The following is a 21,183-nucleotide window of genomic DNA, read 5'->3' as shown; positions in this document are numbered from 1 at the left end:
GATGAAAGCCCTGCTGCGCGGCCTGCTCCGTCTGCACCTCACCCGGTCGCGGGGTCTGTGGGTCCTCATCGTGGGCCTGACGCTGGTCCTGGGCTGGGGCACGCTGCGGGTGGAGCGGGCCCTGGACCTCATGAGCCTCCTTCCCACGGAGCATCCCGCCGTGCGGGCCAACCTCGAGGCGGGGGTGGGCCAGCAGGAGCTGCTGTGGCTGGTGGCCGAGGGCACCGAAAGCGACCTGGAGGCCCGTCGCGCCTGGGCCGAGGGCCTGGTGGACCGCCTGCTCACCGAGGGGAACCTGCCCCTGAACGGCCTGGCCGCCGAAGGGCGGCTGTCGGATCCCATCCCCGTGCCGGGGCCCGGCGGCGTGAGCCCCTGGCCCGCGCTGCTGGCCGTGGGCGCCATCGCGGAGGGCGATGCCGCCGTGAGCCGGCTCACCACGGAGACCCTCTACACCCTGGCGCCCGCCTGGCTGGGGAACCGCCTTGCGCCGCTGCAGGATCCCGTCGCGCTGCAGCGGCGCCTGCAGACCACGGCCCGGGCCCTGGCCTCGCCGGAACCGCTGCCCGCGGCGCTGGCCCGGCTCGATCCCCTGGGCCTGCGCGACCTGGCCCCCCAGGAGGGCGAGGGCATGGCCAAGGCCACGGCCCTGGGCCGGGCCTTCACGCTGCGGGTGCGGACCGGCTACTTCGAGACCAAGGATGGCCGCCTGGTGCTGCTGCCCCTGGTGGCGGGCTTCCCCGCCACGGATGCCAAGGCCACCCTCCGCGCCCTGACCTGGCTGGGCCGTGGCGCCGCGGGACCCCTGCCAGCCGCCGCCAGCCTCCGCCAGCTGGAGGCGGCCCTGGCCCCCGCCGCGGGTCGTGCCTTCCCCCTGCAGGTCACGGGGGCCCACGCCATCACGGCCTGGGAGTCCCATCGCCTCACGGTGGAGGTCCTGCTGAGCCTGGGCCTCAGCTTCGTCCTCATCGGCCTGGTCTACTGGCTGGGCTTCCGCACCCTGGCCGGCTATGGCTTCGTCATGGTGCCGCTCCTGGTGGGCATGGCCTGGGCCCTGGGCCTCACGGGCTGGGTGCTGGGCCGGGTGAACCTCATGGCCGCGGGCTTCGGCGCGGTGCTGCTGGGCGTGGGCGACGACGTGGGCATCCTGCTCTTCAGCCGCTACCGGGACGAGCGCCGCGCCGGCCAGGCCAAGCCCCGGGCCCTGCGCGCCGCCCTGCTCGGCACGGGACCGGGCGTGGTGGCCGGCGCCCTCGCCACGGCCATGGCCTTCCTGGCCCTGGCCTTCGCCCCCTTCCCCGGCATCCGGGACCTGGGCCTCACCACGGGTCTCGGCCTGCTGGCCTGCCTGGCCGCCACTTTCCTGGTGCTGCCGCCGCTCCTGCTCTGGCTGGACCGGGGCACCGGCACCTTCGCTCCGGGTCCCGAGCTGCCCACGGCTCGCCGCCGCGCCTGGGCCCCCTGGGTGGCGCTGGCCGTGCTGCTCCTGGCCCTCGTGGGCGCCCCACGCACCCGCTGGGAGGAGGACCTGCGCCGCTTCCGCGCCCAGGGCAACCCGGCCCTCAACCTGCAGGAGCGGCTGACGCGCACCCTGGGCGCCAGCCTCCAGCCCCTGGCCATCCAGATCCCCCTGGAGGATCCGGACCGCCTGCCTGCGCGCTGGAACAAGCTGAGCCCCATCCTCCGGGAGGCCGGGCTGCCGGTGCCCGACTGGAAGAGCCTCGACCCGGAGCTGCGCCACACGCTGGGCTCCGAGACCTGGCGCCGGCAGGTGCTGGAGGCCGCCGCCAAGGCGGGCCTGGACCCCGCGGGGCTCGAGGGTCCGCTGCGGGCCCTGGCCTCGGCCGCGGCGGATCCGGTGCAGCCCGTGGGCGCCCTGCAGGCCCTGCTGCCCCGGGCCACCCAGCAGGAGGACCACCACCCCTGGAACCTCTGGGACGGCTTCCACCGCAACCGCAAGCCCGCGCCGCTGGATCCCTCCCTGACGGTGCCGCTCCGGCTGGACGAGGCCTCCCTGCTCCGGCTCACGCCCCAGGTCGAGGCCGCCGGGGGCCGTTTTGTGGGCACACAGCCCCTCTTCCGCGTGGTGAAGGGCATCGCCAAGGAGGCCGTGCAGCAGGCCGTGCTGCTGGCCCTGGCGGGCATCTTCGCGGTCATCGCCTACTTCGGCCGCAACCTGCGTTTCGCGGTCTATGCCCTGGTGCCCCTGCTGGCCAGCCAGGCCGGCGTGTTCGGCGCCCTGGGCTGGGGCGGCGAACCGCTTACCTTCCTGTCCCTCATGGCCATCCCCATCGCCCTGGGCGTGAGCGTGGACACGGCCTTCAACCTGCTGCACCGCGCCCGCGGCGAAGCCGACGCCCCCCAGCGCGTGGCCCGCGTGAACGCCGTCTGCGCCGGCACCACCCTGGCGGGCTTCGGCGGCATGGTCTTCAGCGGGTATCGCGGTCTGCGGGGCCTGGGCCTGGCCTGCCTGGGCGGCGTGGCCCTGGCCCTGCTGCTCACCCAGTGGCTGCTGCCCGTGCTGCTGGAGAAGTGGCCGTTGAACGCCGGGGAGAGGAAATGAAGGCCGGAGATCGACGGAGATGAACGGAGATAAAGCGGGCCTTTTATCTCTGTTTATCTCCGTTCATCTCTGGCCATTCTCTTTTGAGGTAATCCTTGGACGATCTTGATGTCATCACAGAGCGGATCCTCGGCTGCGCCTTCAAGGTGAGCACGGGGCTCGGCCCCGGCTTCCTGGAAAAGCTCTACGAGAACGCCCTGGTCATCGAGCTTGAGCGGGCTGGCCTGCGCGTGGTCCGGCAGCAGCCTCTCTCGGTCTGGTACGACGGCATTCCGATCGGCCACTTTGCGGTGGACCTCCTGGTGGAAGACCAGGTCCTCGTCGAACTCAAGGCCGTGCGGGCGCTGGAGGACTTCCACTTGGCCCAGTCCCTCAACTATCTCCGGGCCTCCCTTCTGCCCACCTGCCTCCTGCTGAATTTCGGCGCGCCCAGGCTGGAGATCCGCCGCCTCCATCCAAGCCCATCCTGGCCCCGCCCTGCTGCGAAGGAACCTTCGGCATGAATCCCCTCCAATTCCTGATTGATGCCCACCTCGCCGAAGGTCCTGTCCCTGCTGCCGAGGTGATGGCCCTGGGCCTCTACCACCCGGAGCACGGCTACTACCGGCGGGCGGAAGGCCCCTGGGGCTTCGCGGGCAAGGACTACTACACGGCCCTGGACCTGGGCCCCCTGCTGGGCCAGACCCTGGCCCTGCGCCTGGAGGCCGCCTGGGAGCGTCTGGACCGGCCCGCGCGCTTCATCGCGCTGGAGCCTGGGGCTGGGCGCGGCTGGCTGGGCCGCGATGTGCTGACCGCCGTGTCGGGCCCCTTTGCCGAGGCCCTGGTCTACGTCCACCGCGACGACAACCCCGCGGCGAAAGCGGCGGCGGAAGAAGCCCTCGCTCCTTTCCTCGCGGCGAACCGCGCGCGGTTCGCCGCCGAGTCCGAAGCGCCGGAGCCGTTCGTGGGGGCGGTTTTCAGCAACGAGCTCTTCGACGCCCTGCCCGCCCAACCCTGGCGCTGGGACGGCAAGTGTTGGACGCGCGAGGTGCTGACCACCAGCGGCCCCCAGTGGCAGGCGGCGGATCCCGGCGAAGCCGGCACCTGGTTCGCCACCCACACCGATGGCCTGGAGCCCCGGGATGGCAGCGTCTGGTGCGAGGCCCTGCCGGCCCTGGTGCGGGACCTGGCGGCGCCGCTGGAGGCGGGGCTCTTCCTGGCCGTGGACTACGGCGAGTCCGCGGACCGCCTGCTGGCCAAGGGCGCGGACCTGCGCCGCTTCAAGGCCCACGGCGTGGATGGCCGCTGGCACGAGGATCTGGGCGAAGCCGACCTCACCGCCGACGTGGACTTCACGCGCCTGGCCCACCTGCTCGAAGGCCACCGCTTCACGGACCTGGGCCACGTGGAGTTGAGCAAGTGGATCCGCACCCACGCGCCGCTGGACCAGTGGGGCGCCCAGTGGCTGACCCTCCCCGAAGCCGACCGCAAAGCCCGCACCGAGAACCTCCTCCAGCTCACCCTCCCCGGCATGATGGGCAGCCGCTTCAGGGTGCTGGAGGGGTGGAAAGAAGTGGAATGCTAGCCACCGATGAACACCGATAAAAACTGATGTACATCGAAAAAGAAACAATTTTGGTGGGCTGATCTTCAAGATCCCGCAATCCCAAGGCGCCATATCGAAAGTCAGATACGAATGGGCCGTTTGAATTCTCTATCCACGAGTCCCGAAAAGGTAAGTAATCGAAAGCCTTAGCCTTCAGCCTTGAAAGATTCGGAGGGAGCAGGCTCTCCAGCCTGAATCAAGCGATAGGGGATTCCCCCTCTCTCTGAAATTCAACCCTATGCCAGCGACCTCACAGTCTGGGGCTTGGCCAGCACCTAGGAGCCCCACCGGTTTGGCTTCGCGCCAGCCATCCTGATCGTAGTCGGACTCTGAGCCACGAGTGCCCGGGGCCACGCATAACTTGGCTCCTCCTGCCGCTGGCTCCGGGACCTGCAGCCGATTGGTGGGGAACCGTGCGAGGCGAGCAGCGCCAGGCTCTTTAGACATTTCGGGGCGAGCCTCGAACGTTAGCGGCCAGCGTTGGGCTACTTGCGAATTGAATAAGTTGTATCGCATGTTTACACTTGACGGCAACCCTGGCAAATCCGCCAAATTCCTCTCTCGTGAGGTTCCCATGTATGGAATTCGTGCCTTCCGGCAAGCCCTGGGCGGGGCTTCCGTCCTCATCCTCTTGTGCTGTGGGGGCGGTGGCACCCCCAAGACTGTCGAGGCACCGAAGATCACCGCGCAACCCCTGGCCCAGACGGTCCCCATCACATCCACTGCATCCCTGACGGTGGCGGTGAGCGGTTCGCCCACGCCCACGCTCCAATGGCAGCGCCAGGAGCGCGGCAGCTGGCATGACTTAGCCGGCGCCACGGGCCTGACCCATACCTTTGCCACCACCGTGCGGGATCACCTAGCGGCCTTCCGGGTGAGGGTCTCCAACGAGGGTGGAAGTGTCCTTTCCAATCCCGTGCAGGTGACCTTGACCAAAACCTATCAGGGCGTGATGACCCCCCTCACTGCCTCGACTACAGCGCTGATGGGGCATACGGCTACTCGACTTGCCTCCGGCAAGGTTCTGCTGGCAGGTGGGTACCTCACCGGCACAGAAAAAGCAACCAACCTGTTCGATCCTGCCACGGGCTTGCTCACGCCAGGCCCCACTCTGCTCACCCCCCGGTGGACTCATGCGGCCGTCCTGCTCGACTCGGGCAAGGTGCTGCTGTTGAGTGGCACCACCACGGGCTATGCGAAGACACCCACCTGCGAACTGTACGACCCGGACACCGGGACGATCAGCCCAGCTGGCAGTCTGCTGGTGGGCAGGTGGGGGTTCACGGCCACCCTTCTGCCGAATGGGAAGATCCTCATCGCGGGAGGCTTCGACTCCAATAACAGCATCGTCGCCAGCTGCGAACTGTATGACCCGGCGACCTTTCAATCCACCCTGGCGCAGCCTATGGCCACCGGTAGGGAGAATCACGCGGCCAACCTTTTGGGAAACGGCAAGGTCTTGGTCACAGGTGGCCTTCGCCCCACGCCAGACGTGGACGGCTACGCGTTCCCCTTGGCCAGCACGGAGCTGTATGATCCCGCTACCGGTCAATGGACCGCGGGTCCGGATATGGCAGACGGCCGGGAGTACCACACCACCACACTGCTGGAGAACGGACAGTTGCTCGTCTACTCCGGTTGGACCAAGGTGGGCTACCAAAGCTTCGGCGCCTTGAGATCCATCGAACTGTACGACCCGGTGACTGGTGCCTTCCGCAAATTGCCCAACCCCCTGGGCGGTTCGGCGATCATAACCAACATCACCTGCTTGATCGGGGGTAAGGTGCTGCTGCCAATAGGGTGCAACGACCTGACCGGACTACAGGACGCCTTGTTTGACCCGGCCACCGAGACCTTCTCTCGAAGCGGTCGGTCCCTCTTCTACGACGAGTACCTGACCCATACGCTGCTCCTTGACGGAAGAGTTCTGGTTGTGGGCCGTGACTCCAACTTCGCGAGCATGGCCGCCGTCTATAACTGAGCCAGCCCCTGCAGGGCGCTCAACCCAAAACCCGCATAAAGCCACACCCAGAAGTGGGCCAACGCCACCGCATCCAGGGGAATGCCCGCCAGCACCAGTTTCCCGGGACCCAGGTGACCAGCAGGTCGCCGTCACAGTAGGCGAATGTGTCGATGACGGGCTTGGCCTTGTAGCACACGTCTGTGTAAAGGGCGATGTACACCACCTCCTGGGTCGGCCGGCACACCCCTGCCCTACCGCGAGGGGGACAGCGGCTTCTCAGAACTCACCAGGCGTATGTGAGAACTTGCTTTCCTTCGTCTGATGCCATTTATCTACCTGGAGCATGGGTCGGTTCGTTACCGGTGACAGGGGATCCTGTTCCTGGTGCGCCCTGAGTCCTCAAAATTTCATGGGACTATTTACCCCTAACTTACCTCAACATTTTCGTAATCCTTTTGGCATGTCGCCCCCGTGCCTAAACGACACCGGATCAGACCAGAAACGGACTCTGAATACCTTGGCTACGCTCTCAGCATGTGCTAACCACCCGAAAGAGGATGCCCTGAGGATCTCAACTGGCACGGTGGGCAGCACCGGTTCGGACTAATCCAGGCTCTTTTATGGATGATTATCGATGGTTCATCTTTACTTTTCTGACCACACCCCCACCCCAATCCCGCTCGGCCTCGCCGCATCGTGAAACACGGTGTGGGTGGCCGACCGGTAGTCGGTGGCTACTGCTTCGTTGATGTTCATGAACGCCTGGGGGTTGCGGTCCATGAGGGGGAACCAGGTGCTCTGGAGCTGCACCATGACGCGGTGACCCTTCTTGAAGGTGTGGAAGATGTCGTTCATGGACCAGGCCACGCGGGTGGGCTGGCCGGGGGTGAAGGGCGCGGGCTGTTCGAGGCTGTCGCGGAACTTGCCGCGCATGACCTCGCCGCGCACCAGCTGCTGGTAGCCGCCCATGGGGTTGGGCGTGGGGTCCCAGGGTGAGCCGCTGGGTTTGAAGTCCGGGTTCTTGAAGTCGTCGGGGTAGACATCGATGAGCTTCACCACCCAGTCGGCATCGGTGCCCGTGGTGGCCACGAAGAGCTCGGGGCGCAGGGGGCCGGCCAGGGTCAGGTCCTCCTTCAGGGGCCCGGTCTGGTACACCAGCACGTCCGGGCGGCGCCCCGCGAAGCGCTGGTCCGCGGTCATGTACTCCTTGGGCATGCCGATGGCCACCTGCTCTATGAAGGGTACGGGCTTCGACGGATCGGAGATGAAGGTGTCGGCGCCGCCCGCTGGCGCGGGCGGCGTGAGGGAAAGATTTCCGTTGGGCTGAAGGTAGAGTTTCGCGTCCTTGGCCTGTGTCGGCGGCCAGGCCTCGAGCTTGTGCCAGCGGTTGGCGCCGGTCTCGAACACGGTTACCTTGGCGAGCTCCGGGGCCTTCGCGTCCTTCAGGTGGTGCATGAAGAAGGGGAACAGCACCTCGGCCTGGAACCACTCGGAGGTGGCAGCCCCGAACTGCACGGGACCCAGGTGGTCCCCGGCGCTGCGCTCCCAGCCCCCGTGGGACCAGGGGCCCATGACCAGGCGGTTGTCCGTGGCGGGGCTCTGGCGGCCCAGGGTCTTGAATACCTGCAGGGCGCCGAAGAGATTCTCCGCGTCGAACCAGCCGCCCACGGTGAGCACGGCGGGCTGCACGCCCTTCAGCTGGGGCCGCAGGTTGCGGGCCTGCCAGAAGGCATCGTAGGTGGGATGGTCCAGCATCTCGTTCCAGAAGGCGACGTCCTTCGTGTACTGCCGCGTGGCCGCCGTGGGCCCCAGGCGCAGGAACCATTCGTAGCCGTCCGAGGTGCCGTGGTCGAGCGTGGCGGGCCAGGCCTTGGTGGGCGCCGGCCGGGGCTTCCCGAAGGAGGTCATGAAGTTGAAGGCGTGGGGCAGCCAGAGGGCGCCGTTGCGGTGGAAGTCGTCGCCCTGGAACCAGTCCACGATGGGGGCCTGGGGTGAGACGGCCTTCAGGGCCGGGTGTCCCGAAAGCAGCGCCACGGCGGAGTAGAAGCCGGGATAGCTGATGCCCCACTGGCCCACGCGGCCGTTGTGGCCGTCCACATGCTTGAGCAGCCACGCGATGGTGTCGTAGGTGTCGGTGCTCTCGTCCACGGCGGCGCCGCTCGCGGCCCGCTGGGGCCGCATGTTCACGAAGTCGCCCTCGGACATCATGCGGCCCCGCACGTCCTGGTAGACGAAGATGAAGCCCTCGGCCTGGAAGCGGGGCGAGGGCCCCAGGTGCTCGGGGAAGGCCTCCTCGCCGTAGGGCCACACGCTGTAGGGCGTGCGCTGCATGAGGATCGGGTAGGCGCGGCTGGTGTCCCTTGGGGTGTAGATGGCCGTGAACAGCTGGCGGCCGTCCCGCATGGGGATCAGCACCTCGCGCTTGGCGTACTGCGCGCGCACGGGCTCGGCGGCGGCCTGGGCCTGGGCCGGGTGGGCCTCCAGGCGCGGGGAGGCGAGCAGAAGCGCGGTCGCAAGCAGCAGCGCGGCCCGCGGGGCACGGGGAAACGGCATGGGGGCTCCAGGTGGTACCCTCATGTTAAGCGGCATCCAGAGGCGCCGCGACTTCCTGTTCCGGCAGCCATTCTCCTCGACGGGGCCGCCGGCTTTTGCTGAACTGGGGTGCGCCCACCGGGGCCCACCTTCCCGCCAGGATCCAACCCGCCATGACCCACCCCATCCTCCATCAGCCCGCCGAGTGGGACCGCCACAGCGCCTGCTGGCTGGCCTGGCCCAGCCACGGCCACCTCTGGCGGTCGAACCTGGCCCCGGCCCAGGCGGAGTTCGCGGCCCTTTGCGTGGCCATCGCCGAGGATGGCGGGGAAGCCATCGAGCTGCTGGTGCAGGATGACGCCGCCGAAGCCGAGGCCCGGGCGGCCCTGGCGCCGGTGCTCGCCAACGTGCGCTTCCACCGCGTGCCCGTGGGCGACATCTGGCTGCGGGACACGGCGCCCATCTTCGTGAAGGATGCCGCCCGGGCCCTCCATGCGGCCTGCTTCCGCTTCAACGGCTGGGGCGGGAAATATGAGCTGCCGGGCGACGACCAGGTGGCGGGCCGGGTGGCGGGGATCACCGGGCTGCCGCGCCTGGACCACGGCTGGGTGCTTGAAGGCGGCTCCGTGGAGGTGGATGGCGAGGGCACCGTGCTCACCACCCGCCAGTGCCTGCTCAACCCCAACCGCAACCCCGAGATGAACCAGGTTCAGATCGAGGCCGCCCTGCGGGAAGGCCTGGGCGCCGAGAAGGTGCTCTGGCTGGACGAGGGCCTGCTCAACGACCACACCGACGGCCACATCGACACCCTGGCCCGCTTCGTGGCCCCAGGCGTGGTGGTCTGCATGGAGGCCCGCGATCCGGCCGATCCGAACGCGGCCATCCTCGACCGCCTGGCCGCGGACCTGGCGGCGATGACCGATGCCCGGGGCCGCCGCCTGCAGGTGGTGCGCATCCCCTCGCCGGGCCTGCTGGAGGACGAAGACGGCGAGCCCATGCCCGCCAGCTTCGTGAACTTCTACATCGGCAACGCCGCCGTCATCGTCCCCACCTACGGCACGCCCTTCGATGCCGAGGCGGTGGCGGCCATCGCCCGCCTTCTCCCCGGCCGACGCACCGTGGGCCGCTCCGCCCGGGCCATCCTCAGCGGGGGCGGCGCCTTCCACTGCATCACCCAGCAGCAGCCGGAGGTTCTGTGAATATGGTCCGCGTCGCCGCCACCCAGTGCGCCTTCGGAGGCAGCCTCGACGAGAACGTGGCCCGGGTGGAGGGCCTCGTGCGCGAAGCCGCGGCCCAGGGCGCCCAGGTGATCCTGCCCTCCGAGCTCTTCGAGGGCCTGTACTTCTGCCGTGAGGAGAAGGACGCGTTCTTCGACTGGGCCAAGCCCGCCGAAGGGAACCCCACCATCGCCCGCTTCCAGAAGCTGGCGAAGGAGCTGGGCGTGGTGATCCCCGTCTCCTTCTTCGAGCGCGACGGCCATGCCTTCTACAACAGCCTCGCCATGGTGGATGCCGATGGCGCGATGCTGGGTGTCTATCGCAAGAGCCACATTCCGGATGGACCCGGCTACGAGGAGAAGTTCTACTTCCGGCCGGGCAACACCGGCTTCAAGGTCTGGGACACGCGCTTCGGCAAGCTGGGCGTGGGCATCTGCTGGGACCAGTGGTACCCCGAGTGCGCCCGGGCCATGATGCTCCTCGGTGCTGAAATCCTGTTGTATCCCACGGCCATCGGCACCGAGCCCGAGAACCCGGATCTGGACACCAAGGACCTCTGGCAGCGGGCCATGATCGGCCACGCCGTGTCCAACGTGGTGCCCGTGGTGGCTTCCAACCGCATCGGCCTGGAGGGCGACCAGACCTTCTACGGCCACTCCTTCATCGCCGACCACCGCGGCGAGAAGGTGGCCGAGCTGGGCCGCGCCGCCAGCGGCGTCATCACGGCGGACTTCGACCTGGAGGAGATCCGGCGTAACCGGGCCTCCTTCGGCTTCTTCCGCGACCGGCGGCCGGATCTGTACGGACTGATCTCGAAGACGGACTGAGGCGGGGCTAGGAGCCTGTCCAAGTAATTGGAATGCCCCGCGCGGGCGGCGCCGCGCGAGCGAGGCCAGGAAGGCGAGGTGAGCGTAGCGGGTACTACGCGATCCGAGCCTGACGCCGCATCGCGACGCGCGCCGCCACCCGCCCTCCGGGATGGCCCCAGGCGGGCGCCCCGCGGCGTCAGGTCCCTTGAACGATGCCCACACATCGCCCTGCGGGCCCTTCCTTGCGCTGCATCCCGCCTGAGACCATCGGGGGGCGCTCGAATACTTGGACAGGCTCCTAGGCCATCGCCCCGGTGGCCACCTTCCCGGCGCGGCGCCGCCCCGCGGCGGCGATCTCCCGCACGCCTTCGATGGCGGCCTGGATGTGGGCCTCGTGGTTGAAGGCGCCGATGCCGAAGCGCACCGCGCCGTGGGCCGCTGTGCCCAGGTGTTCGTGCACCATGGGCGTGCAGTGCAGACCCGTGCGGCAGGCGATGTTGTGGTCCACGTCCAGCATGGTGCCCACGTCCGCGGCCTCCAGCCCTTCCACGTTGAAGGAGAGGACGCTGATGCGCTCGCGTCCGGGGATGTCCTCGGCGCAGTAGAGGGTCACGCCCTCGATCTCCCGGAGGGCGTCCCGCAGCTGCCGCCACAACGCCATCTCGTGGTGGTGGATGGTGGCGAGGCCCAGCTGGTTCACCCAGGCCACGCCGGCGTTGAGGCCCGCGATGCCCGGCAGGTTCGGCGTGCCGTACTCCATGCGGTAGGGGTACTCGTCCAGGTGCTGGCGCTGGACGCTCTTGACGCCGGTGCCGCCCGCGCGGGTGCGGCGGATCTCCACGCCCTCGCGGACGTACATGCCGCCGATGCCCATGGGGCCCATGAGGCTCTTGTGGCCCGTGAAGCAGACGATGTCGGCGTTCAGCTCATCCATCTTCACGGGCACCATGCCCGCGCTCTGGCTCACGTCCAGGATGAAGCGGATGCCCCGTTCCCGGCAGGCGGCGCCGATGGTGGCCGCATCCTGCACGGTGCCGATGACGTTGGAGGCGTGGTTCATGACGCAGGCCTTGGTCTCGGGCCGGAAGCGGCGGATGATCTCGGCGGGATCCACGTAGCCCGTCTCGTCGAAGTCCACCCAGTCCACGGGGCTGCCCTCCTGCTCCAGCTTCCAGAGGGGCCGCAGGGTGGCGTTGTGCTCAACGTGGGTCGTGACGACGTGATCGCCGGGCTGGAGGCTGCCCCAGATGGCCAGGTTGAGCGCGTCGGTGGAGTTGTAGCTGAACACCAGGCGGTTGGGATCCGTGCCCCCGAAGAAGTCGCAGAGCAGGTGCCGGGTGTCGTCCACCAGGGCCCCGGCCTCCAGGCAGAGGTCGAAGCCGCTGCGCCCCGGGTTCACGCCCGCCGAGCGGTAGAAGGTGTCCATGCGCTCGTAGACCACCTGGGGCTTGGGGAAGGAGGTGGCCCCATTGTCGAGGTAGATCATCTTCACTTCGGGGGGGATCGGCAGGTTGAGCAGGGTCATGGCTGGGCCTCCGCAGGCGTGGGCGTGACGAGGGCCGCGGCGACGAGCTCCGCCACGGTCTTGATGTGGACCTTCAGCTGGTATTCCTTGTTCAGCTCGCCGAGCTGGTCGATGCAGTTGTGGCAGGGGGCGGCCACCATCTTGGCGCCGGTGGCCCTGATCTGCTCCGCCTTCATGCGGCCCGCCTTCAGCCGCCGGTTCCGGTACCGGGACATGGCCAGCTGGCCGCCGCCCCCGCCGCAGCAGTAGTTCTCCACGCCGTGGGGGGCCATCTCCACCAGATTCGCCACGGCCCTCCGCAGCACGCGGCGCTGGGGCTCCGAGATGCCGCCGTGCCGCACCAGGTTGCAGGGATCGTGGAGGGTCACGGGGTGCGGATTTTTCGTGGGATCCACCTCGATCCGGCCTGCATCGAGGTACTGATCCATGAGCTCCAGGATGCTCACCACCGGGAAGGGGAAGGCCCGCTTCAGCCACTCCGGGCCCATCCATCGGGCGCTCTGGTAGCCGTGGCCGCACTCGCCGATGACCAGCACCTCGCAGCCCAGGCGGGTCATGGCGTCCGTGAGGTTCTTCACGATGGCCGCGGCCTGGTCGTCCTCGCAGGTGAACAGGGCGTAGTTGGTGAGATCCCAGCCCGCGTCGCTGGCCAGGGTCCAGTCCTCGCCCGCGGCCCAGAAGACCTTGGCGCTGGCCTGCAGGGACAGCGGGAAGAACTTGGCCTCGCGGGGATTCACGGTGAAGAGGCAGCGGGCGCCCTGCTTGTCCAAGGGAATCCGGGCCAGAGGATCACCGGTCTCCGCCTGGAGCTCCTCCTCGATCCACTCGACCGTCTCGACCCACTCCTCGCGTTCGATGGCCATGTTGTTGCCGTGCCGCAGGCTGTTGTCCACGGTGGCCTGGAGGTCCTCGGGCACCAGGCCCATGGCGCCCAGGGCCCGCCGCGCCGCGCGGAAGAGGGTGGGCATGGGGATGCCGATGGTGCAGTTGATGGAGCAGCGGCCACAGAGCGAGCAGCGGCCGAAGACTGCGTCCACCCAGGCCCGGGCCATGTCGCGATCGAGGCGCTTCGCCCCCACCAGGCCCGGCGCCAGGCGGCCCATGGTGGTGAAGTGCGCCTTGAAGACGGCGGTGATGTGATCGAGCTTGCGCCCCGGCACGTTCTCCAGGGTGGGCTCGGCGCGGTGGTAGTGGCAGCTGTCCGCGCAGAGGCCGCAGCGGACACAGGCGTTCAGGAAGCCCGCCTCGGCGTCCTTGAGGTGGTGGCGGAAGACCTCCAGCCCCTTCGCGAGGCTCTCTTCCGTGAGCGACTCGAGCTGGGCTTCAAGCTCAACGGACATGGGAACCTCCCGGCGGGAAGACGCCCCGGCGGCCGAAGAAGGCCCCGAGCTGCCGCCGTGCCACGAAGAAGAAGAGGCTGTGGCGGAGCTTGCCCAGGGGCACGTAGAACAGGAGCAGCATGGCGCTCAGCAACCAGGGAGTGCTGGATCCGAAAAGCGCAAGCGCCACGAAGGCCGTGGCCAGCAGGTTCGACAGGACATCATCCGGCGTGGACAGCCCGCGCAGCTCGGGCTTCAGCGCACGCTTCAGCAGCAGGCCCAGGCCGCTGAGCGTCCCCAGGCCCAGCAGCACCTTGACCAGCATCCGCAGGGGGCCCGGCAGGGACAGGCCGCCCAGGGTGAAAGCGAGGAGGCCCAGGGCTGTGAAGATCCCCGCGTGGTAGGCCAGGCCCGCCGCGTAGGAAGGCAGGTGCTCGCGGACGCTCTCCTTGGCCGTGGGGCTCATGGCTCCCGTGAAGGCGTAGCGCACGCCGGCGGCGGGATCCCCCGCGGGGGCCGCATGGAGCGTGCGGCGGCCGTAGGCGCGGGCCTCGGCGCGCAGCAGGGCCAGGCCCGCCGCGGCCCAGGCCGCCGACGCGAGCACCCCGATGACCAGGAGAGGGGACATGGTGACTCCTAGACGCAGCCGTCCGGCTTGGGCAGGCCCGCCAGCTTGCAGGCGCCCTTGGCGGGGCCGCTGGGGAAGAGGTCGTAGATCTGCTGCAGCCGCAGGCCCGTGCCCTTGCAGACGGCCCGGACCATGGGGGCCCCCTGCTTCTCCTCGAAGTGGGACCGGATGAACCGGATCACCGCCCAGTGCTCGTCGCCCAGGGCGTCGAGGCCCTCTTCCGACTGGGCCAGGGCCCTGGCCAGGTCCTCGTTCCAGAGGGAGGGATCCTCGAGGAAGCCCTCCTCGTTCAGGGCCACCATCTGTCCGTTGAAAACCAAGCCACTCATGGATCCTCCGAGGCCGGGCGACCGGCGTCCGATAACAGGAGTGGATTTTGTGTGGATTAAATTGAAAATTGTATGCATGACAATCTGGGTGCCTGACCTCTCCGCCGATTCCCGGCCCACCTACCTGGCCGTGGCCGATGCCATCGGAGCCGCGGTGCGGCTGGGTCAGCTGCGGCCCGGGGACCAGCTCCCGACCCATCGCGCCCTGGCCGACCTGCTGGGGGTGAATGTGAGCACGATCACGCGGTCCTACCGGGAGGCCGCCCGCCGGCTGCTGGTGGGCGGCGAGGTGGGCCGCGGGACCTACGTGCTGGGCCTGGCCTCGGAAGCGGCCCTGTTCGCCTTCCAGAACCGCCCCGAGGGGGGTGTCATCGACCTCTCCACGAACCGGCCCCCGGTGGGCCTGTCCGAGGGGGACCTGAGCGATGGGCTTGCCGCCCTGGGCCCGGGCGGACGCTTCCTCAACTACCCGAGCCCCGGGGACACCCGCCTGCACCGGGAGGCGGCGGCGGCCTGGATGGAACGCCGGGGCCTGCGGGCCGAACCCGAGCGCGTGCTGGTCTGCGCCGGGGCCCAGCATGCCGTGGACACGGCCCTGGGTCTGCTGGGCGAGCACGGGGACCTGGCCTGCGAAGCCCTGGTCTATCCGGGCCTGAAGGCCGTGGCCCGGCACAGCCAGCGCCGCCTCCACCCCATGGCCATGGACCGGGAGGGCGTCCTGCCTGCGGCCCTGGAGGCGGCCTGCCGGGCGGGGCTCCGCGTGGCGGTGCTCTCGCCCACCCTGAACAACCCCACCACCGCCACCCTGGGCCTGAAACGCCGGGAAGCCATCGTGGCCATCGCCCGGAAGCACGACCTGCTCCTGGTGGAGGAGGATGTCTACGGCCTGCTGCCCGAGGAGGCCCCACCGCCCCTGGCGGCCCTGGCGCCCGAGCGGGTGCTCTACGTCACCGGCCTCTCCAAGACCGTGGCCCCGGGCCTGCGGCTGGGCTACCTGCTGCTGCCGCCCATGCTGCAGGCCCGGGCCCGGGAGGCCGAGCACCACACGACCTGGTACGTCACCGCGCTGAGCATGGCCCTGGGCACGGCCTGGCTGGAGGATGGCACGGCCTGGCGCCGCCTGGCGGCCCAGCGCAAGGAGCTGGCGGCCCGGCACCGGCTCTGCGCCCAGGGGCTCCGCCGGCTCGAGTGGCGCGGCGAGCCCCACTGCCCCCACGCCTGGCTGCCCTCACCGCCCGGCGGGCCGGAACGCTTCACGCGGCGGGCCCTGCAAGCGGGCGTGGTGGTGGTGCCCTCCGATGTCTTCGCCGCCACGCGGGCGGTGCAGGAGCTGGGGCTCCGCATCTCCATCGGCGCCGCGCCGGACCGGGCCACCCTCGTCCAGGGCCTGGCCCGGCTCGAGGCTGTGGCGGAGGCGCTTGAGGACGGGAGCGGCTAGACGCGGAACTGCCCCACCAGGTGGTTCTGGTCCTCGGCGACCCGGGCCAGCTCGGCGGCGGTGCGGGCCACCTCGCTCACGGTGCGGGCCATCTGCTCGGTGGCCGTGGCGTTGTGGGCCACGCGGCTGAGGTTCTCGTCCACCTGCTCGGCCACCTCGGTGCTGGTGCGGGCCTGCTCGTCCGCCGCGGCCCCCACCTCGAGGATCATGGCCGCCAGACCCTGAATGTTCGTCTCGATGGTGGCCAGGGCGGCGACGGTGGCGTTCACCATGTCGGCGCCGCGGTCCACGGAGGCATTGCTCTGCTCGATGAGCTGGCCGATCTCGCGGGCGGCGGCGCCGCTGCGCTCGGCCAGCTTGCGGACCTCCTCGGCCACCACGGCGAAGCCCTTGCCCATGGCCCCGGCCTTGGCGGCCTCGATGGCGGCGTTCAGGGAGAGCAGGTTGGTCTGGCGGGCGATGTCCTGGATGAGCCGCACGGCGGCCACCATGCGGACCGTGGCGGCCCGGATGTCGTCCATGGCCTGGGCGCTTTCGCCGCCGGCCTGGGAACCCTGGGTCACGGCGGCCACGGCGGCCTCGGATTCCTTCTGGGAGCGCCGGATGTTGCCCGAGACCTGCTCGATGGAGGCGGACAGCTCGGTGACGGCCGCAGCCACCCGCTCGAAGGCGGCCCGCTGGGCCTCGGAGTTCTGGGCCAGGCTCGCGCTGGTGGCGGCCATCTGCTCGCTGGAGGCGGAGAGCTGGGTGGCGCCGCTGGCCACGGAGCTGGAGGAACCCGACATGTTCCGGAAGATGCCGCGAAGCCGGGCGTTGTAGGCGTTGAAGGCGATGGCGACCTGGGCGATCTCGTCCTCGCTTTCGACGGCCAGCTCGAGGGTGAGGTCGCTCTTGCCCAGGCCCTCGGCCATGCTTTTCAGGGGCCGGGTGATCCAGAGGCTGATCCGGTACACCAGGAAGAAGGTGACCACCCACACCACGAAGGAGGCGACGAAGTTGAACACGAAGGACCGCCAGAGGGGTTCGGAGAATTCGAAGCCTTTCTGGATCAACCCTTTCGCGTTCAGCAGCTGGTAGTCGTTCCAGGTGTCATGGAGGTTGAAATAGGCGTAACCCGACAGGGGCAGGGCCAGGAGGAGGACGAGCTTTCCCCTCACGCTCAGGCAGCTGGACAACGACATTCGGAACTCCCCGAGAACAGGTGTGCGGCAGGCAACCCCTCCTGCATCGGAATCGGAAGGCCTTGTCCTGAGTTAGATGAACAGCTTGAGGGTCTGGTCCAGGGTTCTTATGACGGAGAGCACATGGAAGGGCTCGACCACCAGGTAGTCCACGGCCCCGGCCATCACGGCGCGGTTGCGCTTCAGGTCGGCGTCCTCCTCGGATCCCGCGAGCAGGATGGGCAGCGGGCAGGCCTCCTCCTGGACGAGGCGCCGGCAGCGCTCCATGGCCGTGCCGGCGCGGAGCTTGTGGTGGATCAGCACCAGGCGGACCCGCCCCCAGGTCTCGGCATCCACCCCCAGGTCACCGAGGGTGGGTCGAAGTGGACCCGGCCCCGGATCGAAGGCCGCCACCCCGAACTTGCGGCCGATGGCTTCGCCCAGGCGCGCCGGGAAGGTCTCGCCCTCGACCAGCACCAGCACCAGGGGATCGCGGTCCGCCAGGAGCCGGACCAGGGGCGCCGAGGGCTTGGCCGCCTCTTTGCGGGCGGTGAGCCGAGTGGACTCCAAGCCGCCGGGGTTGAAGCGGGAGCGGTCGCGGTTGGCCTGGGCGTGGCGGGCCTCCAGCATCCACTGCCGGTACCGGCTCACGGCCATCCGATCGGCCGAGTCCGCGAGGCGGAGGCCCCAGGTCTTCTCGCCGAAGTAGGCCACCTTCACCGCCAGGACGATGCCTTCGCCCGTGGGGGGTTTCACCTCCACCGTGGAGGAGGCGTTGAGCCGCAGCATGTCGCCCAGGATCTTGGTGCCCGGGGGCGGGGCCAGCTCCAGGCCGTCCTCGCCGAAGGCCGTGGCCTTGCCATCCTGGATGTCGTTGCGCTGGTCCGAGAAGGAGCAGGGGATGGGCCGGTCGGGCACGAAATCCGCCAGGCGGTGGGCATCCACGGCCCGCAGGAGCCGGGGCAGGGTCACGTGGCAGGCTTCGACGCCGTGGAGCCGGCCGTGGCCCTGGAAATCCACGACGGCCTCGAAGAGGAGGCCCCGGTCCAGCACCTTCAGCGTGAGACGGGCCCCGGACTTCAGGCGCCACTGGCCCCGCTCCAGATCCGAGATGCCCAGGATGATCCGGTCCGGCGTCTCGGCCAGCACCTTGAACTCCCCCTGGAGGTCCCCGAACTGCACCTGGACCACGTCCTCGCCCTCGCACAGCCTCTGGAAGACCATGCGGACGGCCTCGGGCTGGTCCTTGTTGAGGTTGCGGGCGGCCATGACGCCCTATCGGACCCTGGGCGCCGGACTCAAGCTTCGCCCAGGATGCCCCGGACGGCGGTGTAGGGATCCAGGGTCCGGTCGGCGATGCCCCGGAGGGCGGCCTCCACCCGCTCGGGTCCGGCCTGGGCCCTGGCCCGCCGCACCGCCTCCTCGGCCAGCAGCGATTCGAACCGGAGCCGGGCGCGCTCCCGGGCCTTCCGGGCCAGGCCCCCGTGGGCCCGGAGCCAGCGGCCATGCTCCTCCACCTGGGCCAGGAGCTCAGAGATGCCCTCCCCCTGCTGGGCCACGGTGCGCAGGACCGGCGGATCCCAGCCGTGGCTCATGGCCAGGGACTTCATGGCCTCGAGCTCGCGTTCGACTTGGTCGGCGCCATCACGGTCGGCCTTGTTGATGACGAAGAGATCGGCCACCTCCATGATCCCGGCCTTGATGGCCTGGATCTCGTCGCCCATGCCGGGCACCAGCACCACGCAGCAGGTCTGGACGCAGCTCACCACGTCGACTTCATCCTGGCCCACGCCCACGGTCTCCACGATGACGGTATCGAAGCCCGCGGCATCCAGCAGGTCGATGGCGTCCTGGGTGGCCCGGGCCAGGCCGCCCAGGGCCCCGCGGGTGGCCATGCTGCGGATGAAGATGCCGGGATCCGCCGCGATGCGCTGCATGCGGATGCGGTCGCCCAGGATGGCGCCGCCGCTGAAGGGCGAGGTGGGATCCACCGCCAGGATGCCCACCTTCTGCCCCCGGGCGCGGAGGGCCCGGGCCAGCTGGTCCGTGAGGGTGCTCTTCCCGGCGCCGGGGGAACCCGTGATGCCGATCACGGCGGCCCGCCCCAGGTGGGGCCAGACCCGGGCCATGAGATCCCGGGCGCCGGCGTGGCCATTTTCCATCCAGGAGATGGCCCGGCCCAGGGCCCGGGGCTCCCCGCGGCGCAGGGGTTCCAGGAGGTCGGGCGGGAGGGGCATGCGCCCAGGATGGCATCTCCCCGCCGGGACTGGAACTCGCCGCCCGGCACCGGATGGGGTACCCTGATCCTTCGGCCCCGGCCGCACTTGGAAACCCATACTGATGATCAAAGGGCCCAAACCCTCGAAGGACCCTGTCTCCGGGGATGCGCAGCCGGAGCCGGCCTCGAAACCCACGCCCGTCCTGCTGACCAAGCGGGCCCCGGTGGCGCCGCCGGATCCCAAGGCCCCCCGGGAGAAGATCTGCGCCGAGTGCGGGATGCACTTCCGGGTCGAGTCGGGCCAGAAGTTCTACCTCTGCCCCGACTGCTACCGGCGCTCCTTCGTCTACAAGCGGAAGGGCGGGAAGGATGCCGCCCGCATCCTGACCCACATCACCTGCGCCGCCTGCGGGGCGCAGGAGTACCTGCCCTTCATCCCCGAGGACCCCGCCAAGGCCCTCTGCCGGGCCTGCTTCGCCAAGGAGCGCCCGGAACATAAGCCCGCCCCCAGACATCCTCATCGATAGTCCCTTAGAGGTTTCCCATGCGCCCCGCCCTCCTTCCCCTCCTGCTTGCCGCCAGTTTCCTCCCGGCCCAGGCACCCACCAAGACCACGAAGCCCGCCCCCGCGAAACCCTCCGCCAAGGCCGCCCCCGCCAAGCCCACCCCGGAGGCCGAGGCCGCCCGCCAGGCCCTGCTGCAGACCCTGGATGCCGTGGACACCGGCTGGTTCGGCCAGCCCTACCAGGGCATCACCTCCGTGGACATGCAGGGCACCCTGGGCATCGCCCTCAGCGGCGCCCTGGTCAACCAGAAGGTGGACACCGCCAGCCAGGGCGCGGTGAAGGGCAACAACCAGGGCGGCCAGGCCAACCTCCGCGTCAAGGGCACCTACTTCGCCAACGGCGACTTCAAGACCGACCTGGCCGGCGACTTCGGCACCATCCTCTACACCCGGCGCGGCAACCGCGGCTTCATCTACAGCAAGGAGCAGAACGCCTACACCACCCGCGTGGACCTGCCCCCCTCCGATGCCCCGCTCACCTACATGGCCTGGTTCCGCCAGACCCTGAACGACATCAAGGCCGTCTACGTGGATGCGCCCACGTTCCAGGCCACCCTCGCCGGCGAGGAGACCCTCGACGGCCACACCGTCCAGCGGCTGGTCTTCAATGCCCCCACCAAGGGCTGGGATGCGAAGAAGCGGGAGCAGAGCATGGCCCAGAGCCTGGGCTTCTGGAAGCGCGGCAAGCTCGAGGTCGCCGTGGACAAGACCACCAAGCTGCCCGTGCGCCTCGACTTCCGCAACGACGAGCAGGGCGTGCAGACCCGCATGGACTTCACCTACGGCGCCAACCACCGGCTCAATTCCGTGAACATCAACAACAGCAGCCGCGGCTTCGAAGGCCCGGGCTGGCTGCGGGTCGGCTACGGCGGTGACGGCCGCATGTCCAATGTGGCCGGCGAGCTGGACAGCCAGGACAAGAAGGTGTCCTTCGCCATGGATCTGACCTGGTCCAAGGGCCGCACCGGTGCGGACATCGCCGCCATCCCCCCCGCCGGCGCCACCAAGCGCGGCCGGGAGGACATGGAGACCCAGCTCCTGCTGAACCTCGCCACCAAGATCTTCGACCTCCAGCGCGCCGGCCTGAACCTGCGCGCCGTCTCCATCAGCGGCAAGTAGCGGTTAGACTGATTCCATCGGGGCGTGGCGCAGCCTGGTAGCGCATCTGCTTTGGGAGCAGAGGGTCGGAGGTTCGAATCCTCTCGCCCCGACCAAAAACGGGGGCCTGCGGGCCCCCGTTTTTGGTCGGGAAGCTTGCGAGAGGATCCGAACCTCCGAGTGGACTTGCCGAGGCGCGACTAAATGTCGCGCCGAACAAGGCTGGCACACGGCGAA

17 protein-coding genes and 1 tRNA gene are annotated in these 21,183 nt (G+C 69.3%); 10 read left to right on the top strand and 8 right to left on the bottom strand.

The window, feature by feature from the left end; all coding sequences use genetic code 11:
- Window position 1: 1 nt before the first annotated feature.
- The 4 genes from QOZ81_RS16230 (at window position 2) to QOZ81_RS16215 (ending at window position 6,126) form a co-directional block, all read left to right on the top strand.
- Window positions 2-2,560 carry an MMPL family transporter gene (locus tag QOZ81_RS16230; protein WP_291203805.1) on the top strand — a complete coding sequence of 853 codons (2,559 nt, stop codon included), beginning with the start codon at window positions 2-4 and terminating at the stop codon, window positions 2,558-2,560.
- A gap of 95 nt (window positions 2,561-2,655) precedes the next feature.
- The gene (locus QOZ81_RS16225) at window positions 2,656-3,063 is read left to right on the top strand and encodes a GxxExxY protein (RefSeq protein WP_291203807.1); all 408 of its coding nucleotides are present in this window, start codon (window positions 2,656-2,658) and stop codon (window positions 3,061-3,063) included.
- A complete protein-coding gene (locus QOZ81_RS16220; RefSeq protein ID WP_291203810.1) occupies window positions 3,060-4,124 on the top strand; it encodes an SAM-dependent methyltransferase in 1,065 nt (354 codons plus the stop codon). The genes QOZ81_RS16225 and QOZ81_RS16220 overlap by 4 nt, the downstream gene beginning before the upstream one ends.
- Window positions 4,125-4,659: 535 nt before the next feature.
- Entirely contained in the window at window positions 4,660-6,126 is a 1,467-nt protein-coding gene (locus QOZ81_RS16215; protein ID WP_291203812.1) for a kelch repeat-containing protein, read from the top strand.
- A 627-nt stretch (window positions 6,127-6,753) separates the two neighbouring features.
- Here QOZ81_RS16215 and QOZ81_RS16210 read toward each other — a convergent pair.
- Window positions 6,754-8,661, bottom strand: coding sequence for a CocE/NonD family hydrolase (locus QOZ81_RS16210; protein ID WP_291203816.1), 1,908 nt, complete (start codon window positions 8,659-8,661; stop codon window positions 6,754-6,756).
- Window positions 8,662-8,813: 152 nt separating this feature from the next.
- Here QOZ81_RS16210 and QOZ81_RS16205 point away from each other — a divergent pair, with 152 nt between their 5' ends.
- On the top strand, window positions 8,814-9,839 hold the full coding sequence (locus QOZ81_RS16205; protein WP_291203819.1) for an agmatine deiminase family protein: 1,026 nt from the start codon (window positions 8,814-8,816) through the stop codon (window positions 9,837-9,839).
- A gap of 2 nt (window positions 9,840-9,841) precedes the next feature.
- Entirely contained in the window at window positions 9,842-10,684 is an 843-nt protein-coding gene (aguB, locus tag QOZ81_RS16200) for an N-carbamoylputrescine amidase (RefSeq protein ID WP_291207572.1), read from the top strand.
- 280 nt (window positions 10,685-10,964) lie between these two features.
- On the opposite strand, the gene QOZ81_RS16195 is transcribed toward aguB, so the two are convergent.
- Genes QOZ81_RS16195 through QOZ81_RS16180 form a run of 4 tightly spaced genes read right to left on the bottom strand, consistent with a single transcriptional unit; the run spans window position 10,965 to window position 14,467 of the window.
- Window positions 10,965-12,191 (bottom strand): aminotransferase class V-fold PLP-dependent enzyme, encoded by a 1,227-nt coding sequence (locus tag QOZ81_RS16195; RefSeq protein WP_291203822.1) that lies wholly within the window; start codon window positions 12,189-12,191, stop codon window positions 10,965-10,967.
- Entirely contained in the window at window positions 12,188-13,531 is a 1,344-nt protein-coding gene (locus QOZ81_RS16190; protein WP_291203825.1) for a (Fe-S)-binding protein, read from the bottom strand. The genes QOZ81_RS16195 and QOZ81_RS16190 overlap by 4 nt, the downstream gene beginning before the upstream one ends.
- Window positions 13,521-14,138, bottom strand: coding sequence for a hypothetical protein (locus tag QOZ81_RS16185; protein WP_291203826.1), 618 nt, complete (start codon window positions 14,136-14,138; stop codon window positions 13,521-13,523). The genes QOZ81_RS16190 and QOZ81_RS16185 overlap by 11 nt, the downstream gene beginning before the upstream one ends.
- A gap of 8 nt (window positions 14,139-14,146) precedes the next feature.
- Window positions 14,147-14,467, bottom strand: coding sequence for a TusE/DsrC/DsvC family sulfur relay protein (locus tag QOZ81_RS16180; protein WP_291203829.1), 321 nt, complete (start codon window positions 14,465-14,467; stop codon window positions 14,147-14,149).
- A 76-nt stretch (window positions 14,468-14,543) separates the two neighbouring features.
- Here QOZ81_RS16180 and QOZ81_RS16175 point away from each other — a divergent pair, with 76 nt between their 5' ends.
- Window positions 14,544-15,905: an aminotransferase-like domain-containing protein gene (locus tag QOZ81_RS16175; RefSeq protein WP_291203833.1), complete on the top strand. Its 1,362-nt coding sequence runs from the start codon at window positions 14,544-14,546 to the stop codon at window positions 15,903-15,905.
- Here the strand turns inward: QOZ81_RS16175 and QOZ81_RS16170 are convergent.
- From QOZ81_RS16170 to meaB, 3 genes are all read right to left on the bottom strand, one after another.
- Window positions 15,902-17,086: a methyl-accepting chemotaxis protein gene (locus tag QOZ81_RS16170; RefSeq protein WP_291203836.1), complete on the bottom strand. Its 1,185-nt coding sequence runs from the start codon at window positions 17,084-17,086 to the stop codon at window positions 15,902-15,904. The two genes, QOZ81_RS16175 and QOZ81_RS16170, sit on opposite strands and share 4 nt — an antisense overlap.
- A 72-nt stretch (window positions 17,087-17,158) precedes the next feature.
- Window positions 17,159-18,334, bottom strand: coding sequence for a hypothetical protein (locus QOZ81_RS16165; RefSeq protein ID WP_291203838.1), 1,176 nt, complete (start codon window positions 18,332-18,334; stop codon window positions 17,159-17,161).
- Between the two features lie 29 nt (window positions 18,335-18,363).
- Window positions 18,364-19,302: a methylmalonyl Co-A mutase-associated GTPase MeaB gene (gene meaB, locus QOZ81_RS16160; RefSeq protein ID WP_291203841.1), complete on the bottom strand. Its 939-nt coding sequence runs from the start codon at window positions 19,300-19,302 to the stop codon at window positions 18,364-18,366.
- Window positions 19,303-19,405: 103 nt separating this feature from the next.
- On the opposite strand from meaB, the gene QOZ81_RS16155 reads away from it, so the two are divergent.
- The 3 genes from QOZ81_RS16155 to QOZ81_RS16145 all read left to right on the top strand — a co-directional run bounded on the left by QOZ81_RS16155 (window position 19,406) and on the right by QOZ81_RS16145 (window position 21,062).
- Window positions 19,406-19,810, top strand: coding sequence for a hypothetical protein (locus QOZ81_RS16155; protein WP_291203843.1), 405 nt, complete (start codon window positions 19,406-19,408; stop codon window positions 19,808-19,810).
- Between the two features lie 17 nt (window positions 19,811-19,827).
- Window positions 19,828-20,967 (top strand): hypothetical protein, encoded by a 1,140-nt coding sequence (locus tag QOZ81_RS16150; protein WP_300715081.1) that lies wholly within the window; start codon window positions 19,828-19,830, stop codon window positions 20,965-20,967.
- Between the two features lie 18 nt (window positions 20,968-20,985).
- Window positions 20,986-21,062 (top strand) — tRNA-Pro (locus QOZ81_RS16145).
- Window positions 21,063-21,183: the final 121 nt, after the last annotated feature.

Origin of the sequence: Geothrix sp., from assembly GCF_030219325.1 — a bacterium.
In the GTDB taxonomy this organism is placed as follows: Bacteria; Acidobacteriota; Holophagae; order Holophagales; family Holophagaceae; genus Geothrix.
Note: the sequence above shows the minus strand (reverse complement) of the source record. Positions and strands in the feature narration are given on the sequence as shown.

Coding starts and splice junctions, on each gene's coding strand:
- QOZ81_RS16230 (WP_291203805.1), top strand. CDS start 2: ATGAAAGCCCTGCTGCGCGGCCTGCTCCGTCTGCACCTCACCCGGTCG.
- QOZ81_RS16220 (WP_291203810.1), top strand. CDS start 3,060: ATGAATCCCCTCCAATTCCTGATTGATGCCCACCTCGCCGAAGGTCCT.
- QOZ81_RS16215 (WP_291203812.1), top strand. CDS start 4,660: ATGTTTACACTTGACGGCAACCCTGGCAAATCCGCCAAATTCCTCTCT.
- QOZ81_RS16210 (WP_291203816.1), bottom strand. CDS start 8,661: ATGCCGTTTCCCCGTGCCCCGCGGGCCGCGCTGCTGCTTGCGACCGCG.
- QOZ81_RS16205 (WP_291203819.1), top strand. CDS start 8,814: ATGACCCACCCCATCCTCCATCAGCCCGCCGAGTGGGACCGCCACAGC.
- aguB (WP_291207572.1), top strand. CDS start 9,842: ATGGTCCGCGTCGCCGCCACCCAGTGCGCCTTCGGAGGCAGCCTCGAC.
- QOZ81_RS16195 (WP_291203822.1), bottom strand. CDS start 12,191: ATGACCCTGCTCAACCTGCCGATCCCCCCCGAAGTGAAGATGATCTAC.
- QOZ81_RS16190 (WP_291203825.1), bottom strand. CDS start 13,531: ATGTCCGTTGAGCTTGAAGCCCAGCTCGAGTCGCTCACGGAAGAGAGC.
- QOZ81_RS16185 (WP_291203826.1), bottom strand. CDS start 14,138: ATGTCCCCTCTCCTGGTCATCGGGGTGCTCGCGTCGGCGGCCTGGGCC.
- QOZ81_RS16180 (WP_291203829.1), bottom strand. CDS start 14,467: ATGAGTGGCTTGGTTTTCAACGGACAGATGGTGGCCCTGAACGAGGAG.
- QOZ81_RS16175 (WP_291203833.1), top strand. CDS start 14,544: ATGACAATCTGGGTGCCTGACCTCTCCGCCGATTCCCGGCCCACCTAC.
- QOZ81_RS16170 (WP_291203836.1), bottom strand. CDS start 17,086: ATGTCGTTGTCCAGCTGCCTGAGCGTGAGGGGAAAGCTCGTCCTCCTC.
- QOZ81_RS16165 (WP_291203838.1), bottom strand. CDS start 18,334: ATGGCCGCCCGCAACCTCAACAAGGACCAGCCCGAGGCCGTCCGCATG.
- meaB (WP_291203841.1), bottom strand. CDS start 19,302: ATGCCCCTCCCGCCCGACCTCCTGGAACCCCTGCGCCGCGGGGAGCCC.
- QOZ81_RS16155 (WP_291203843.1), top strand. CDS start 19,406: ATGATCAAAGGGCCCAAACCCTCGAAGGACCCTGTCTCCGGGGATGCG.
- QOZ81_RS16150 (WP_300715081.1), top strand. CDS start 19,828: ATGCGCCCCGCCCTCCTTCCCCTCCTGCTTGCCGCCAGTTTCCTCCCG.